Here is a 15,703-nt window from a genome sequence, read left to right as displayed (position 1 = left end):
GGTAGCGCTTGCCTTCAAAGTCTTCGAGCCAGACGCCTTCACCGCGCTTGATCGGGACCAATGGCAGTTGTTCGTGGTCTTTCATCTGGGTGCAGGGATGCCACAACACCGCGAGATCGCGTTCCATCCACTGTTTATTCAGGCCAGCATTTTGCCTCGGGCTTCCTTCAGATTCGCAGTCACCCACGACACCCTTGCCTCTGGCTAACACTTCCCCTTGCCGGGTGTGTAGAGGACTTTCACCTCCAAGTCACCAGCGTGGCCACCACAGCCAAACTGGTTGCGCTTACGCGCAACGCGCCATGCCTGGCGCACCATAAAAAAGGGGCGCATTTGAATGCGCCCCTTTTTCATTGCATCCGCAGATCAGAACGCTGGCACTACCGCGCCTTTGTACTTCTCAAGAATGAAGGCTTTCACTTCCGGGCTGTGCAGCGCAGCAACCAGTTTCTTCATCGCATCGCTGTCTTTGTCATCTGGACGGGCAACGAGGATGTTCACGTACGGCGAGTCGCTGCCTTCGATCACCAGCGCGTCTTTGGCCGGATCAAGCTTGGCTTCCAGTGCGTAGTTGGTGTTGATCAGGGCGAGGTCGACCTGGGTCAGTACACGCGGGATGGTCGCGGCTTCCAGCTCGCGGAATTTCAGGTCCTTGGTGTTCTCGGTGATGTCCTTGACGGTCGAAAGGATGTTGTTCGAATCCTTCAACTTGATCAGGCCGGCCTTGGCCAGCAGCAACAGGGCACGGCCGCCGTTGGTGGCGTCGTTCGGAATCACCACGTTGGCGCCGCCTGGCAACTCAGCGAGGGTTTTGTATTTGCTGGAGTAAGCGCCCAGGGGTTCCAGGTGGACGCCGGCTACAGCCACCAGATTGGTGCCCTTGGCCTTGTTGAATTCATCGAGGTACGGCTGGTGCTGGAAGAAGTTCGCGTCCAGACGCTTTTCCGCTACCTGCACGTTCGGCTGGATGTAGTCGGTGAAGACTTTGACCTTCAGGTCCACGCCTTCTTTGGCTAGCGTCGGTTTAACGAATTCGAGGATTTCCGCGTGCGGAACCGGTGTGGCCGCGACAGTCAGGGTGTCGGCAGCATGGGCGGAAAAGGCTGCAACGGCAGCGAACGCGACGAGTAGTTTTTTCATTCAGCTAACTCCTTGTGAGGCGCTTGAATCGCGCGCCCGCCAGCGAATGGCCGGCTCATGTCTTGAATACGATTACTTGCGAGAAAAATGAACCACCAGTTTGTCGCCGACTGTTTGCAGGACCTGAACCAGCACCAGCAGCAACACCACCGTGACCACCATCACATCCGTCTGAAAACGCTGGTAACCGAAACGGATTGCCAGGTCGCCCAGACCACCCGCGCCGACCACACCGGCCATCGCCGTGTAGGACACCAGTGTAATAGCTGTCACCGTAATCGCCGCGAAGATGCCCGGGCGGGCTTCCGGCAACAACGCGTTGGTGATGATCTGCCGGGTCGTCGCCCCCATGGACTGGGTCGCTTCGATGATGCCGCGATCCACTTCCCGCAGCGCGGTTTCAACCAGACGTGCGAAGAACGGCGTGGCGCCCACTACCAAGGGCGGAATCGCACCGGCGACACCCAGCGAGGTGCCGGTGATCAGCACGGTGAACGGAATCATCACGATCAGCAGAATGATGAACGGCAGCGAACGCAGGATGTTCACCACCAGCGACAACATCGCATAGATGCCTTTGGCTTCGAGCAACTGGCGTGGGCTGCACAGGAACAACAGCACGCCCAACGGCAGGCCCAGCAACACGGTGAATAACAGCGAACCGCCGAGCATCAGCATGGTATCGCCGGTGGCCAGCCAGATTTCGAACCAGTCGATGTTGGCGAAGAAACTTGTCAGGGCTTCCATTAACGCAGCACCTCCATGTGGACGTCGGCTGCGGTGAAGCGGGCAAACGCCGCTTCCATGTCACCGCCGGTCACGGCCAGGGTCAGTTGCCCGTAAGGGATGTCTTTGATGCGATCGATACGTCCGGCGAGGATGCTGTAGTCCACACCCGTTTCGCGAGCGACGGTGCCCAGCAACGGCGCGTAGGTCGCTTCGCCCTGGAACGTCAGACGCACGATGCGGCCCGGCACGTGGGCGAAGTCGTCACGCTGTTCGCCTTCGTCGACCTGCTCGTCTTCTTGCACGAAGCGCTTGGTGGTCGGGTGCTTTGGATGCAGGAACACATCGGCCACCGAGCCTTGCTCGACGATCACACCGGCGTCCATCACGCCAACCTGATCGCACACACGGCGAATCACGTCCATTTCATGGGTGATCAGCACGATGGTCAGCTTCAACTCGCGATTGATTTCGGCCAGCAGTTGCAGGACCGATGCCGTGGTCTGCGGGTCGAGGGCGCTGGTGGCTTCATCGCACAGCAGGATTTTCGGCTTGGTCGCCAAGGCGCGGGCAATGCCGACACGCTGCTTCTGGCCACCTGACAATTGCGCCGGGTACTTGTTGGCGTGATCGGACAAACCGACCCGCGCCAGCAACTCGGCCACACGCTGGTCGATTTCAGCGCGGGACAGCTCACCGGCAAGGGTCAGCGGCAGCGCGACGTTGTCGGCAACGGTCTTGGACGCCAGCAGGTTGAAGTGCTGGAAGATCATCCCGACCTGTTGACGAAAACGGCGCAGGCCGTTGGCGTCGAGCGCGGTGACTTCTTCACCATCGACGAAGATCTTGCCGCCACTGGAGTTTTCCAGGCGATTGATCAGACGCAGCAGGGTACTTTTTCCCGCACCGGAATGGCCGATCAGGCCAAACACCTGGCCGTTCTCAATCGTCAGACTGGTCGGGTGCAGGGCGGGGATATCCTTACCGGCGACGCGGTAAGTTTTATGGACGTTTTGAAACTCGATCACGTAGCGAACCTTGTGGGGCGCGTTAGAAAAGGATCAGCGGTTAGCCGGGCGCGCATTTTAGCCTGTCCGTATAGAGGTTCTTAGCATTTATTTCGCATTCATCCAGTGATTTGGCAATAACGCGATCAAAGGTCAGATAAAAGGAACGGCTAAAAACCTCATCAGTCACTACTTAGGCAACTCGAAAATACCCCCGAGGAGTTACGCCTGATGAGTACGAAGAAGCCTGCCGCCAACAAGAGCGCACTGGCCGGGACCGATACCCTGGACCGCAGCAACACCAACGCCAAGCTCGACAGCCTGGAAAAATTTCGCTCTGACGCCACTGGCCAGGCCTTGCGCACCAATCAAGGCGTGAAAGTGGCGGATAACCAGAACACCTTGAAGGCCGGGGCCCGCGGGCCGTCGCTACTGGAAGATTTCATCATGCGTGAAAAGATCACGCATTTTGACCACGAGCGAATTCCCGAGCGCATCGTGCATGCTCGCGGTACGGGTGCCCATGGTTACTTTCAGTGCTACGAGAACCACAGCGTATTGACCAAGGCCGGGTTCCTACAGGACCCAAGCCAGAAAACGCCAGTGTTCGTTCGCTTTTCCACGGTGCAAGGCCCTCGTGGGTCGGGCGATACCGTTCGAGATGTCAGAGGTTTCGCCGTCAAATTCTTCACCGAGGAAGGTAACTACGACCTGGTGGGCAACAATATGCCGGTGTTCTTCATTCAAGATGCGATCAAGTTTCCTGATTTCGTACACGCGGTAAAACCCGAACCCCACAACGAAATGCCTACCGGTGGTTCGGCCCACGACACCTTCTGGGACTTTGTCTCGCTGCAACCCGAATCGGCGCACATGGTGATCTGGGCCATGTCTGACCGGGCGATTCCGAAAAGCCTGCGCAGCATGCAGGGTTTCGGGATACATACGTTTCGGCTGATCAATGCCGAAGGGAAATCGCGTTTCGTCAAATTCCATTGGCGCCCCACCGCCGGCACCTGTTCGCTGGTGTGGGACGAAGCGCAGAAACTAGCCGGCAAAGACACCGACTACCACCGTCGTGATCTCTGGGATGCCATTGAGATGGGTGACTACCCGGAATGGGAGTTGGGCGTACAGGTCATCGAAGAAGAAAACGAACATGACTTCGATTTCGACATCCTCGACCCCACCAAACTGATTCCGGAAGAAATTGTCCCCATCACGCCACTGGGCAAAATGGTGCTCAACCGCAACCCGGACAATTTCTTTGCCGAAACCGAGCAAGTCGCCTTCTGTCCAGGCCACGTCGTTCCGGGTATCGATTTCTCCAACGATCCGTTACTGCAAGGGCGGTTGTTTTCCTACACCGATACGCAAATCAGCCGACTCGGTGGACCGAATTTTCACGAGATCCCGATCAACCGCCCGATTTCCCCGTTCCACAGTGGCCAGCGCGATGCCTTGCACCGCACCGTTATCGACAAGGGCCGCGCCTCCTATGAACCGAACTCTATCGACGGCGGGTGGCCGAAAGAAACCCCGCCCGCTGCGCAGGACGGTGGCTTCGAGAGCTATCCGGAGCGCATCGACGCCAACAAGATCCGCCAGCGCAGCGAGTCGTTCAGTGACCACTTCTCGCAGGCGCGGCTGTTTTTCCACAGCATGAGCAAGCACGAGCAGGAACACATCATCGCCGCCTATAGCTTCGAACTGGGCAAAGTTGAACGCGAGTTTATTCGGGCGCGTCAGGTTAACGAGATCCTGGCCAACATTGATCTGGAACTGGCCAAGCGAGTTGCGCAGAACCTGGGATTGCCGGCGCCGAAAGCAGGAACGGTCGAAGTGCCAAAAACTTCGCTGGACCGCTCACCGGCGCTAAGTCAGGCGAACTTGCTGCCGGCAGATATCAAAACCCGAAAGGTAGCGATTCTGGCCGCCAACGGTGTCGACGGTGCGGCGATCGATGCGATGAAGAAAGCGCTGGAGGCTGAAGGTGCGCACGCCAAATTGTTGGGGCCGACATCCGCGCCGGTGACAACCGCCGATGGCAAAACTTTGCCGGTTGATGCTTCGATGGAAGGCCTGCCTTCAGTCGCGTTTGATGCGGTATTTGTGCCCGGTGGCGCGGCATCCATCAAGGCTTTGAGCGCTGATGGCGTGGCGCTGCACTACCTGCTTGAAGCCTACAAACACCTGAAAGCAATCGCACTGCATGGCGAGGCGAAGCAGTTATTGGATGTGTTGAAGCTGGAGGCTGATGCGGGGTTGATCGTCGGGGCGGATGCCAAATCGTTCAAGGCGTTTTTTGCCGCGATTGGACAACATCGGGTTTGGGATCGGGAGGCGAAAGCCAAGGGAATTCCGGCCTGATAAAGCAAAAGATCGCAGCCTGCTGCAGCGCCTACAGAGAACACGTTCACATGTAGGAGCCTGCCGCAGGCTGCGATCTTTCTAGGGCTTGCGAGGGCTGAGAACCATCTGCGCCGGAACGCTGCGCAAAATCTGGCGCTCCAGCTTCAGATCGAACTCCGGATCGAGTTTTTTCACCCGCTTGGTCAGCAGATTAGCCAACCAAGGGTAGTCATCAGTACGCGGAGCCTGGATGCTGACGTCGCACTGGTAATTCACCGTATCGGCGGCGATCGCGTCCAGTTGACGACGCAGTTTGCCCATATCACTGATATTCAGCGCGACCGTGGTGCTTTCGGCCGTCGGGTCGATGACCTTGGCTTTTGGCTTCGCTTCGGCAGCCTTGAGGGCCGCTTCGGCTTTTTCCAGTTCTGCCTTGCGCGCTTGGGCAATGGCGCCATTGACCCCACCAGTCAACGCCGGAGCCTTGGGCATCAGCGCACGGGCGCGACTCAACGCGGTGGCGGCGGCGTTTACATCACCTTTTTGCAGGACGATCTGGCTGCGCTGAAGATAGGCTTCGGCCAGTTGTCGTTGGTACTGCACCAACGCCGGGTCGTTAGGCGTTTCGGCCTGCAAAGCCGCCAGTTGATCCTCGGCTGTAGCCAGTTCGCTACTGGCGAGGCTTTGCTCCAGCTGTGCAATGGCCGTAGCCCGCGCATCGGGAGACTCGGTGGCCGCCGGTGGCGTGCTTTGGCAAGCGCCCAGCAGCAAAGAAAATGCGACAAGGAGCAGATAACGGGAGGCGAACAACTTCATTCCTGCGACTCTCTATTTGCGCAAAAAACGAGCAAGTCTACACCCCTCGACGGGGCAGAACAAAACTCAGCAGAAACATAGCAGCGGCTGTCACCACAATCGACGGGCCGGCGGGAGTGTCCTTGAACCAGGACAGCGCCAGCCCGCCACACACGGCGAGTATGCCCAGCAGGCTCGCGCCCAGTGCCATCTGTTCCGGCGAACGGGCGTGACGTTGTGCCGCAGCCGCCGGGATGATCAGCAACGAAGTAATCAGCAACACACCAACGATTTTCATCGCCACGGCAATTACCACGGCGATCAACAGCATCAGCGCCATGCGCAATCCGGCCACGGGCAGCCCTTCGACCCGGGCCAGCTCTTCGTGCACGGTGATTGCCAGCAATGGTCGCCACAGGGTGACCAACAACACCAGCACCGCCGCGCTACCGCCGAGGATCCACGCCAGATCGGTCGGACTGATCGCCAGCAGGTCGCCAAACAGATAGGCCATCAGGTCGATCCGCACTTCGTGCATGAAGCTTAGTACCACCAGGCCCAGAGAGAGGGTGCTCGGTGCGAGAATTCCCAAAAGGGTGTCAGACGCCAGCGGCTGACGCTGTTGCAACGTCACCAGCAATACCGCCAGCAACAAGCAGCCAACGGTGACAGCGACCGTCGGGCTGACATCCAGCAGGAAGCCCAACGCCACACCCAGCAACGCCGCGTGGGACAGGGTGTCGCCGAAATAGGCCATGCGGCGCCAGACCACGAAAGACCCCAACGGGCCCGCAACCACCGCCAGCGCCAAACCTGCAAGCAGGGCGTAGAGCAGAAAATCAGCCATGCTTGCAGCTATCTCCGTGAACGTGGGTGTGGCCCGAGCCGGGCGCCTTGACCACCGAGCCGTGCAAATCGTGGGCGTGGTCGTGATGGTGGTGATAAATCGCCAGGCTTTGTGCGTTTTTTCCGAACAGCTCGACGAATGCGGGATCGCCGCTCACCTGTTCAGGGTGCCCGGAACAGCAGACGTGGCGATTGAGGCAAACCACTTGATCGGTGGTGCTCATCACCAGATGCAGATCATGGGAAACCATCAACACCCCGCAACCGTGACGGTCGCGCAGTCGAGTGATCAGGCTGTAGAGTTCGGCCTGACCGGCTACGTCGACGCCTTGTACCGGTTCGTCGAGCACCAGCAGTTCCGGCTCGCGCAACAAGGCGCGGGCCAGCAGGACTCGCTGCATTTCACCGCCGGAAACACTTTGCACCGGGCTGTCGATTACCTGTTCGGCGCCGACTTCCTTGAGCGCCGCCAGCGCCATCGCCCGGTCCACACCCGGCACCAGGCGCAAGAAGCGCAACACTGAAAGCGGCAGCGTCGGATCGACGTGAAGTTTTTGCGGCATATAACCGACACGCAATTTCGGCTTGCGCCAGACGCTGCCGCTATCCGGCTTCAGCAGACCGAGCACGGCGCGCACCAATGTGGTCTTGCCCGCGCCGTTAGGGCCGATCAGGGTGACAATCTGCCCCGGCTCGACGCTCAGTTCGATGTTGTCCAGCACACGTTGCCCGGCAAACGTGACGGCAACTTGCTCGAGGCGGATCAGCGCGTTGCTCATCAAGCCCCCTGGCAACCCGAGCAGAGACCGACCACTTCGACGGTCTGGCCTTCGACGACAAACCCGACGTCCCTGGCGCTGGTGACGATCGCGTCGCTGATGGATTTCTGTTCGAGCTCAATGGCGGCGTGGCAATCGCGGCAGATCAGGAATTGCCCCTGATGCGCGTGCTCCGGGTGATTACAGCCGATGAAGGCGTTGAGCGACGAGATCCGGTGAACCAGGCCGTTTTCCAGCAGGAAATCCAGCGCACGGTAAACAGTCGGCGGCGCGGCGCGGCGACCGTCCTGCTCGCTGAGCACCGCGAGAATGTCGTAGGCGCCCAATGGCTTGTGGCTTTGCCAAACCAGTTCCAGCACCCGCCGACGCAACGCGGTCAGGCGCAGGCCCTGACGCGCGCACAGGGCATCGGCCTCAGACAAAGCGCTATGAACGCAATGCGAGTGGTCGTGGGGACGGCTGGCAATCGGTGTTTTAGGCATGAGCGGCGACGAGTTTTGTGAGAGACGTTATTATGTTACCCGTTCTCGCCTCTTCGAGTGGTCATCGTGTCCCGACTTTTTTCTATCTTTGTCGCATTTATCGCAAGTTTTCTGCTGATCGGTTCAGCGCAGGCCGAGGTTAAGGTCCTCACTAGCATCAAGCCGCTGCAGTTGATCGCAACGGCGGTGCAGGACGGCGTGGCCATTCCGGAAGTGCTGCTGCCGCCCGGTGCGTCGCCGCATAACTATGCCTTGCGCCCCTCCGACGTACGGAAGGTGCAATCTGTGGATCTGCTGTACTGGATCGGCCCGGATATGGAAGGGTTCCTGCCCCGCGTGCTGAACGGTCGCACGCTGCCCAGCGTTGCTGTGCAGGATTTGCCGGGCATGAAGCTGCGCCGTTTCGCCGAAGATAGCCAGTCTCACGCCGAAGATGCCGACGAGCATGACCACGATCACCGCCCAGGCACCCTCGACGCGCATTTGTGGCTGTCCCCCGTCAACGCCCGCGTCATTGCCACAAAAATGGCTGCCGACCTGAGCGCGGCTGACCCGGCGAATGCCGCGCGTTATCAAAGCAACCTCAAGGCATTCGATGAGCGTCTGGATGCACTGGATCTGCGTTTGAAGAAACGCCTGGCCGGTGTCGAAGGCAAATCCTACTTCGTGTTCCACGAGGCCTTTGACTACTTCGAAGACGCCTACGGGCTCAAGCACACCGGCGTGTTCAGTGTCGCCGCCGAGGTGCAGCCCGGCGCCCAGCACGTCGCGGCAATGCGCGCGCGGTTGCAGGAAGTCGGCAAAACCTGCGTATTCAGCGAACCACCCCTGCGTCCGCGCCTGGCGGAAACCCTGGTGGCTGGCTTACCGGTGAAACTGGCGGAGCTGGACGCGCTGGGCGGATACACGCCCGCCACCGCTCAGGGATATGAGCAGGTGCTGGAGAAGTTGGGGAATGATTTGGCGGGGTGCCTGGAGTCGTTGTAACCCCATAAAAGATCGCAGCCTGCGGCAACTCCTCCATCAATCCCTGTAGGAGCTGCCGAAGGCTGCGATCTTTTGACTTTAAAGAGCAAACGGCAACGGCGTATTGATCTTCTGCCGCTGCGCCAAGCGCAGCTGGAACTCCATTGGATCGTGAATCAACACGTCCTGCCCGGCAAATGACTCCGCCGCGATCAAGCGCGACAACCAGAACCGCACGCAGGCCACCCGCAACATAGTCGGCCAAAGCTCTGCTTCGGCCGCCGTAAACGGTCGCAGCGCTGCATAAGCCCCGAGCAGCGCTCGCGCTCGCGGCCCGTCGATCAAACCTTGTTCGTCCGAGCACCAGTCATTCAAGGCAATCGCCACGTCGTAAAGCATCGGACCGGAACAGGCGTTGTAGAAGTCGATCAACCCGGTCAGGTGCGTGCCTTCGAACATCGCGTTGTCGCGGAACAGATCGGCGTGAATGTTGGCCCTTGGCAGTGCCAGGATCTTCTCTTTCTGCTGGGTGATTTCTTCCAGCGCACGTTGCAGCAACTCTTTCTGCTCGGCATTGAGGTGCGACAGAAACTGCGAGCCCTCCTCCAGCATCCAGTCCAGGCCGCGATCGGTTTTACGCTTGATCATTTTGGCCTGGGTCGCCAAATGCAGATGCCCGAGCAGTTCGCCTACCTGAGCGCAATGCTGCGCGTTGGTTTCCTTGATGTGCTTGCCGGGCAACCTTGGTTGCAACAACGCAGGCTTGCCGGCCAGTTCACGCAAGGCAACACCGTCGGTGGTACGCAGGGCGTATGGCACCGGCAGGTCGGCTTCGTGCAGCACATCGAGCAGCTCGATGAAGAACGGCATCTCCTGCACCGGACCACGCTCGACCAGGGTCAGGACAAATTCACCCTGCTCCAGGCTGATAAAGAAATTGGTGTTTTCGCTACCGGCGGCAATCCCCTGGAAATCAAGCAGGCGGCCGAGGCCATAAGGGGCGAGAAAAGCTTCCAGCTCGGGCCGAGCCAGGGGGGTGAACACAGACATGTTTAAACTGCCAGTACGGGCGCTGCTCTAGAGCCAGCGCCGATTGAAATTAAGAAACTATTTCCACTCAAAAATTTTCCACGACGGAATCAGCATATCCGGCTGATCCGAGCGGATGAAGTTTGCATCTGTCCCGTCCGCGCGCACCAGAAAATAGGGAGGTCCGACCTTGGGCGTAACCTTGATCGCGTACAGGAAACCATTTTGCCGATATTCCTGAATCGTTTTATCGCCTTCCGTGCGGATGGTTACATCCGGATCTGCCGACGGAGCATTATCCGCCGCCATGGCCGCTAATGGAGTGATTGCAAACAACCCAGCCAGCAACAGGCGATTTAGTGTGCGCATGATAACCTTGTCCCTTTGTCGTCAACGGTCCCGCTATTCTAGCGCCGGACCCGCCGAAAAGGTTGATCCTGCTCATGAGCCAAGCTCCCCTCGTCCTGGTGGACGGTTCTTCTTACCTGTACCGCGCCTTTCACGCGCTGCCACCGCTGACCACGTCCAAAGGCCTGCCGACCGGTGCGGTCAAGGGCGTGTTGAACATGCTCAAGAGTCTGCGCAAGCAGTATCCGGACAGTCCGTTCGCCGTGGTGTTCGACGCCAAGGGTGGGACATTTCGCGATGACATGTACGCCGAATACAAAGCCAACCGTCCGAGCATGCCTGACGACATGCGCGTGCAGATCGAACCGCTGCACCAGAGCGTGATCGCCCTAGGCTTCCCGCTGTTGTGCGTCGAAGGCGTCGAGGCCGATGACGTGATCGGCACCCTGGCCCGCAGCAGCGCGGCCGCCGATCGTCCGGTGATCATCTCCACCGGCGACAAGGACATGGCGCAACTGGTCGACGGCCACATTACCTTGGTCAATACCATGACCGGTAGCAGCATGGACGTGGAGGGCGTGAAGGAGAAATTCGGCGTCGCTCCCGAGCAGATCATCGATTATCTGGCGCTCATGGGCGATTCTTCCGACAACATTCCAGGCGTTCCAGGCATTGGTCCGAAGACGGCCTCCGGCCTGCTGGTCGGTGTGAATGGCGGCCTGACCGAACTCTATGCCCAGCTCGATATCGTGCCGACCCTGCCGATTCGCGGTGCCAAGACCCTGCCGGCCAAGCTCGAAGAGCACAAGGAGATGGCATTCCTCTCTTACCAATTGGCGACCATCAAGATTGACGTACCTCTCGACATCGGCCTCGATGATCTGCAAATGGGTGCGGAAGATCCGGACAAACTGTTCGAGCTTTACAACCTGCTGGAATTCAAGAGCTGGCTGAACGATCTGCAACGGGACGCCAAACGCCTTGAGCTGAGCAGCACGGCTGCCGCCGAGCCTCAGCCGGGTATCGATCTGTTTAGCGCCGCCGAAGCTGAAGCGCCAGTGGAGACATCTGAAGCCCGGTACGAAACCATCCTCGACCAAGCACGGTTCGATGCCTGGCTGGAAAAACTGAAAAACGCCGAACTGTTCGCCTTCGACACCGAAACCACCGGCATCGACGCGCAACAGGCGCAACTGGTGGGCCTGTCGTTCGCAGTGCAAGCCAACGAAGCGGCCTACATCCCGCTGACCCATTCCTACATCGGCGTGCCAGAACAGCTGGATCGCGACACCGTCCTGCGCGCGCTCAAACCGATTCTGGAAGACCCGACCAAACTTAAAGTCGGCCAGCACGCCAAGTTCGACATGAACATCCTGGCCAACTGCGCCATCGGTGGTGATCAGGCAAACGGCATCACCGTGCGCGGCATTGCCTTCGACACCATGCTTGAGTCCTACGTACTCAATTCCACAGCCACCCGTCATGACATGGACAGCCTGGCGCTGAAGTACCTGGATCACACCACCGTGAGTTTCCAGGACATTGCCGGCAAAGGCGCGAAACAGCTGACCTTCGATCAGATTGCCCTCGAACAGGCTGGCCCGTATGCCGCCGAAGACGCGGACATCACGTTACGTCTGCACCAGGCGCTATTCGAGAAACTCAGCGCTATCCCAAGCCTGGCCAGTGTGCTGACCGATATCGAAATCCCGTTGGTGCCGGTGCTGGCGCGCATTGAACGCCAAGGCGCGTTGGTCGATGCTGCGCTGCTCGGCGTGCAGAGCATCGAACTGGGCGAAAAGATGGTCGCGCTGGAGCGTGAAGCCTTCGAGATCGCCGGCGAGGAGTTCAACCTCGGCTCACCGAAGCAACTCGGTGTGATTCTCTACGAAAAACTTGGCCTGCCGGTGCTAAAAAAAACCGCCAAGGGCCAGCCGTCCACCGCTGAAGAAGTGCTGGCGAAACTGGCCGAGGACGACTATCGGTTGCCGAAAGTGCTGATGGAATACCGTTCCATGAGCAAGCTGAAAAGCACCTACACCGATCGCCTGCCCGAGCAGATCAACCCGCGCACCGGGCGCATCCACACTTCGTACCACCAGGCGGTAGCCTCTACCGGGCGCCTGTCCTCAAGTGATCCAAACCTGCAGAACATCCCGGTGCGCACCGCTGAAGGGCGTCGTATCCGCCAGGCCTTCGTGGCTCCAGCCGGTTACAAGTTGCTGGCGGCGGACTATTCGCAGATTGAGTTGCGGATCATGGCGCACTTGTCCAAGGACGAAGGCTTGATGAACGCCTTCCGCCATAACCTGGACGTGCACACCGCGACTGCCGCCGAGGTGTTCAAGGTCGAATTGACGGACGTGACCTCCGACCAGCGTCGCGGCGCCAAGGCGATCAACTTCGGTCTCATCTACGGCATGGGCGCGCAGAAGCTCGGCAAAGACATCGGCGTCGACACCAAGACCGCCAAGGCCTACATCGACACGTACTTCGCCCGTTACCCTGGCGTTCGCGAATACATGGACCGAACCCGTGCCCAGGCCGCGGACCAGGGATATGTGGAGACGTTCTTCGGACGCCGGTTGTACTTGCCGGAGATCAACTCCAACAAGCCGCAAGAACGCGCCGCCGCCGAACGCACGGCTATCAACGCGCCGATGCAAGGCACCGCCGCCGACATCATCAAAAAAGCCATGGTCGCGGTGGATGAGTGGCTGAGCGCCTCAGGCCTCGACGCCAAAGTCATCCTGCAGGTGCACGATGAATTGGTGCTCGAGGTGCGTGAAGATCTGGTCGACCAGGTCAGCGCTGAAATTCGCGCGCACATGAGCGGCGCGGCGAAACTGGATGTTCCGCTGTTGGTCGAAGTAGGTGTCGGCAACAACTGGGATGAGGCTCACTGAGCCCCTGTAGGAGCGAGCTTGCTCGCGCGATGGAGGGTAACGATGACGAGGGCTGCCTGGATGAACGCGGCGCCCTCAGATCCTTCGCGAGCAAGCTCGCTCCTATAGGTATCAGCGGTGGGAAAGAGCGCTTAGTCCGGATCGTACTTGGGGCTATTCCAAAGGCGGTTAAAAAAAATCTGAACTAAATCGGTGAACTGCCACTCAGATTTACTGAATGGCTGGTGAAGCCGTTCATGCTCCTAATGTTGTGTTAAGTGTTGGCAGATATCTGGACCCCGCCCTAGCGGTCTAGAACTTGAACCCCGGAACTTCCCCCTCCCCATAGAAGTCCGGGGTTTTTTTTGCCTGTCGCTTTTACTCTGCAGCCTCGGCACCCTTGTCTGCCAGCTCCATCCAGCCTGCCAATACAGTGTAGGCGTCTTCCAGGCCCAGACGTTTTGGCGCCGAAAAAAGTTGAATCGTCACGCTGCCGCCCCATCCCTTGCGGATTTCCGACTGGACTTTGAGCAAAGTGTTTTTGGCTGCGCCATAAGTCAGCTTGTCCGCCTTGGTCAACAGAATGTGCATCGGCATGCCCGCAGCCACAGCCCAATCGAGCATCAGCAAGTCGAAGTCTGTCATTGGATGACGGATGTCCATCATCAGAATCAGACCCTTCAAACTCTCGCGCCCACCCAGGTAAGCCTCAAGGTGACGCTGCCAGTGCATCTTGAGCGGGATAGGCACTTTTGCATAACCGTAGCCCGGCAGGTCGACCAGACGGCGTTCATCGTCTAGCTTGAAGAAATTCAACAACTGCGTGCGACCCGGAGTTTTCGAGGTGCGCGCCAGGCTGGCGTGAGTCAGGGTGTTAAGCGCACTGGACTTGCCGGCGTTGGAACGCCCGGCGAAGGCGACTTCAAAACCTTCGTCATCCGGACATTGGTCGACTTTGGCGGCGCTGAGCATGAAGGTGGACTGTTGGCACAGACCGAGGATGGGATTCTTGAGTTGCATGGGATTTCCGATGTGGGTGGCGCCGGGAATGGGCGCGGCAAGCAGTGTCGCTTCCGTTTCAGTGACGCCAGTATATAATGCCGCAGATTTTGTGTGCGCTTTGTCCCAGCGTAGGATGAAGTTCACGAGAGCGACAGACCTTGATTGCGCACTAGAACGCAGCACGCTCTCAACCCTGAAAAGGTCGTTTTATGACGAAATGGCTGCTAGCTGCCGGTGTCTTGATGCCGCTTTACAGCGCTCAGGCTACACAGGATCCGGAAGCTGTGTACAACCGTGTTTGTGGAGCCTGTCATTCCGGCCAACTACCCATGGCGCCCAAAAGAGGCGATCAGGAAGCTTGGACGCCGAGGTTGGCGAAAGGTATGGAGACGCTGGTGCAACACGTAACCCAGGGTTTCAAGGCGATGCCGCCGCGTGGTTTGTGCATGGACTGCAGTGCCGAGGATTACCAGGCCATCATCCACTGGATGAGCGAGTGATCCCGGTCCATAACTCTTTAACCCTTAGCCGTAGTTGGATTAGCTGATGAACAAATTGATCGTGAGTCTGCTGTTGACCGTGGGAATCTCCGGCATTGCCCATGCTGCAGGTGAGCCAGTAAAACCTGGTGACGCCGCCGCAGGCCAGGCAAAAGCCGCCGTATGTGGTGCCTGTCATGGCCCGGATGGCAACAGCATGGCACCTAACTTTCCAAAACTGGCGGGCCAGGGTGAACGCTACCTGACCAAGCAGTTGCACGACATCAAGTCGGGCAAGCGCACCGTTCTGGAAATGACAGGCTTGCTGACCAACCTGAGCGATCAGGACCTGGCGGACATCGCCGCCTACTTCTCCAGCCAGAAAGGCAGTGTTGGCGCCGCCGATGAGAAACTCGTCAAGCGCGGTGAAAATCTGTTCCGCGGCGGTGACCTGGCTAAAGGCCTGCCAGCTTGCACCGGTTGCCACTCGCCAAACGGTGCAGGCAACGCGGCAGCCGGCTTCCCTCATCTGGGTGGCCAGCACGCTCAATATGTTGCCAAGCAACTGACCGACTTCCGCAAGGAAGATGGCGGCCGTACCAACGACGGCGACACCAAAACCATGCAGACCATCGCCAAACGACTGAGCGATGAAGACATCGCAGCGGTGTCCAGCTACATTCAGGGCCTGCACTAAGACCGACGATTCGGGCGTTGCGCGAGGTGTATATCGCCTGCAGCGTTAACGCTCGATTAATCCGTCACGGCAAGTATAAAAAGGGTGGCTTTGGCCGCCCTTTTTTGTGGCCGCTGCCGTTACACTACAGAACTCAAGCCCGCCAGGACCTGTCTGAAAACAGGTCGCGC

The 15,703-nt window shown here is 58.9% G+C and carries 16 protein-coding genes; 5 read left to right on the top strand and 11 right to left on the bottom strand.

Going from position 1 to position 15,703, the window contains the following annotated elements; all coding sequences use genetic code 11:
- The 4 genes from KUF73_RS31460 to KUF73_RS21340 all read right to left on the bottom strand — a co-directional run.
- Nucleotides 1-127 (bottom strand): hypothetical protein (locus tag KUF73_RS31460; RefSeq protein WP_256345668.1); only part of this gene is annotated, 127 nt, incomplete at its 3' end.
- A 239-nt stretch (nucleotides 128-366) separates the two neighbouring features.
- On the bottom strand, nucleotides 367-1,140 hold the full coding sequence (locus KUF73_RS21350; protein ID WP_218440008.1) for a MetQ/NlpA family ABC transporter substrate-binding protein: 774 nt from the start codon (nucleotides 1,138-1,140) through the stop codon (nucleotides 367-369).
- Nucleotides 1,141-1,212: 72 nt separating this feature from the next.
- Nucleotides 1,213-1,887, bottom strand: coding sequence for a methionine ABC transporter permease (locus KUF73_RS21345; RefSeq protein ID WP_218440007.1), 675 nt, complete (start codon nucleotides 1,885-1,887; stop codon nucleotides 1,213-1,215).
- A complete protein-coding gene (locus tag KUF73_RS21340; RefSeq protein WP_218440006.1) occupies nucleotides 1,887-2,894 on the bottom strand; it encodes a methionine ABC transporter ATP-binding protein in 1,008 nt (335 codons plus the stop codon). The genes KUF73_RS21345 and KUF73_RS21340 overlap by 1 nt, the downstream gene beginning before the upstream one ends.
- Nucleotides 2,895-3,104: 210 nt before the next feature.
- Between KUF73_RS21340 and katE the strand changes: the two genes are divergently transcribed.
- Complete coding sequence (katE, locus tag KUF73_RS21335; protein WP_218440005.1) at nucleotides 3,105-5,243, top strand: catalase HPII; 2,139 nt, start codon at nucleotides 3,105-3,107, stop codon at nucleotides 5,241-5,243.
- Between the two features lie 81 nt (nucleotides 5,244-5,324).
- On the opposite strand, the gene KUF73_RS21330 is transcribed toward katE, so the two are convergent.
- From KUF73_RS21330 to zur, 4 genes are read right to left on the bottom strand one after another with little or no spacing between them, the layout of a single operon-like run.
- Nucleotides 5,325-6,041, bottom strand: coding sequence for a PA5502 family lipoprotein (locus KUF73_RS21330; protein ID WP_218440004.1), 717 nt, complete (start codon nucleotides 6,039-6,041; stop codon nucleotides 5,325-5,327).
- Between the two features lie 37 nt (nucleotides 6,042-6,078).
- Complete coding sequence (znuB, locus tag KUF73_RS21325) at nucleotides 6,079-6,867, bottom strand: zinc ABC transporter permease subunit ZnuB (protein WP_218440003.1); 789 nt, start codon at nucleotides 6,865-6,867, stop codon at nucleotides 6,079-6,081.
- Entirely contained in the window at nucleotides 6,860-7,645 is a 786-nt protein-coding gene (znuC, locus tag KUF73_RS21320) for a zinc ABC transporter ATP-binding protein ZnuC (protein WP_218440002.1), read from the bottom strand. Before znuC ends, znuB begins: the two co-directional genes overlap by 8 nt.
- Entirely contained in the window at nucleotides 7,645-8,127 is a 483-nt protein-coding gene (zur, locus tag KUF73_RS21315; protein WP_218440001.1) for a zinc uptake transcriptional repressor Zur, read from the bottom strand. Before zur ends, znuC begins: the two co-directional genes overlap by 1 nt.
- A 66-nt stretch (nucleotides 8,128-8,193) precedes the next feature.
- Between zur and KUF73_RS21310 the strand changes: the two genes are divergently transcribed.
- Complete coding sequence (locus tag KUF73_RS21310) at nucleotides 8,194-9,114, top strand: zinc ABC transporter substrate-binding protein (RefSeq protein WP_218440000.1); 921 nt, start codon at nucleotides 8,194-8,196, stop codon at nucleotides 9,112-9,114.
- Nucleotides 9,115-9,192: 78 nt separating this feature from the next.
- Here the strand turns inward: KUF73_RS21310 and KUF73_RS21305 are convergent, their stop codons facing one another.
- Nucleotides 9,193-10,143, bottom strand: coding sequence for a homoserine kinase (locus KUF73_RS21305; RefSeq protein WP_218439999.1), 951 nt, complete (start codon nucleotides 10,141-10,143; stop codon nucleotides 9,193-9,195).
- 57 nt (nucleotides 10,144-10,200) lie between these two features.
- On the bottom strand, nucleotides 10,201-10,491 hold the full coding sequence (locus KUF73_RS21300) for a DUF2782 domain-containing protein (RefSeq protein WP_218439998.1): 291 nt from the start codon (nucleotides 10,489-10,491) through the stop codon (nucleotides 10,201-10,203).
- 74 nt (nucleotides 10,492-10,565) lie between these two features.
- Here KUF73_RS21300 and polA point away from each other — a divergent pair, with 74 nt between their 5' ends.
- Nucleotides 10,566-13,376, top strand: coding sequence for a DNA polymerase I (gene polA / locus KUF73_RS21295; RefSeq protein WP_218439997.1), 2,811 nt, complete (start codon nucleotides 10,566-10,568; stop codon nucleotides 13,374-13,376).
- Between the two features lie 357 nt (nucleotides 13,377-13,733).
- Here the strand turns inward: polA and yihA are convergent, their stop codons facing one another.
- Nucleotides 13,734-14,375: a ribosome biogenesis GTP-binding protein YihA/YsxC gene (yihA, locus tag KUF73_RS21290; protein WP_218439996.1), complete on the bottom strand. Its 642-nt coding sequence runs from the start codon at nucleotides 14,373-14,375 to the stop codon at nucleotides 13,734-13,736.
- Between the two features lie 191 nt (nucleotides 14,376-14,566).
- Between yihA and KUF73_RS21285 the strand changes: the two genes are divergently transcribed.
- Both KUF73_RS21285 and KUF73_RS21280 read left to right on the top strand, forming a co-directional pair.
- Nucleotides 14,567-14,857 carry a cytochrome c5 family protein gene (locus KUF73_RS21285; protein ID WP_218439995.1) on the top strand — a complete coding sequence of 97 codons (291 nt, stop codon included), beginning with the start codon at nucleotides 14,567-14,569 and terminating at the stop codon, nucleotides 14,855-14,857.
- Between the two features lie 46 nt (nucleotides 14,858-14,903).
- Entirely contained in the window at nucleotides 14,904-15,533 is a 630-nt protein-coding gene (locus tag KUF73_RS21280) for a cytochrome c (RefSeq protein ID WP_218439994.1), read from the top strand.
- Nucleotides 15,534-15,703 lie beyond the last annotated feature (170 nt).

The sequence above is a fragment of the Pseudomonas sp. PD9R genome (genome assembly GCF_019200975.1).
Classification (GTDB): Bacteria; Pseudomonadota; Gammaproteobacteria; order Pseudomonadales; family Pseudomonadaceae; genus Aquipseudomonas.
The sequence above is the reverse complement of the archived record's forward strand: the minus strand, read 5'-3'. Positions and strand labels throughout refer to the sequence as shown.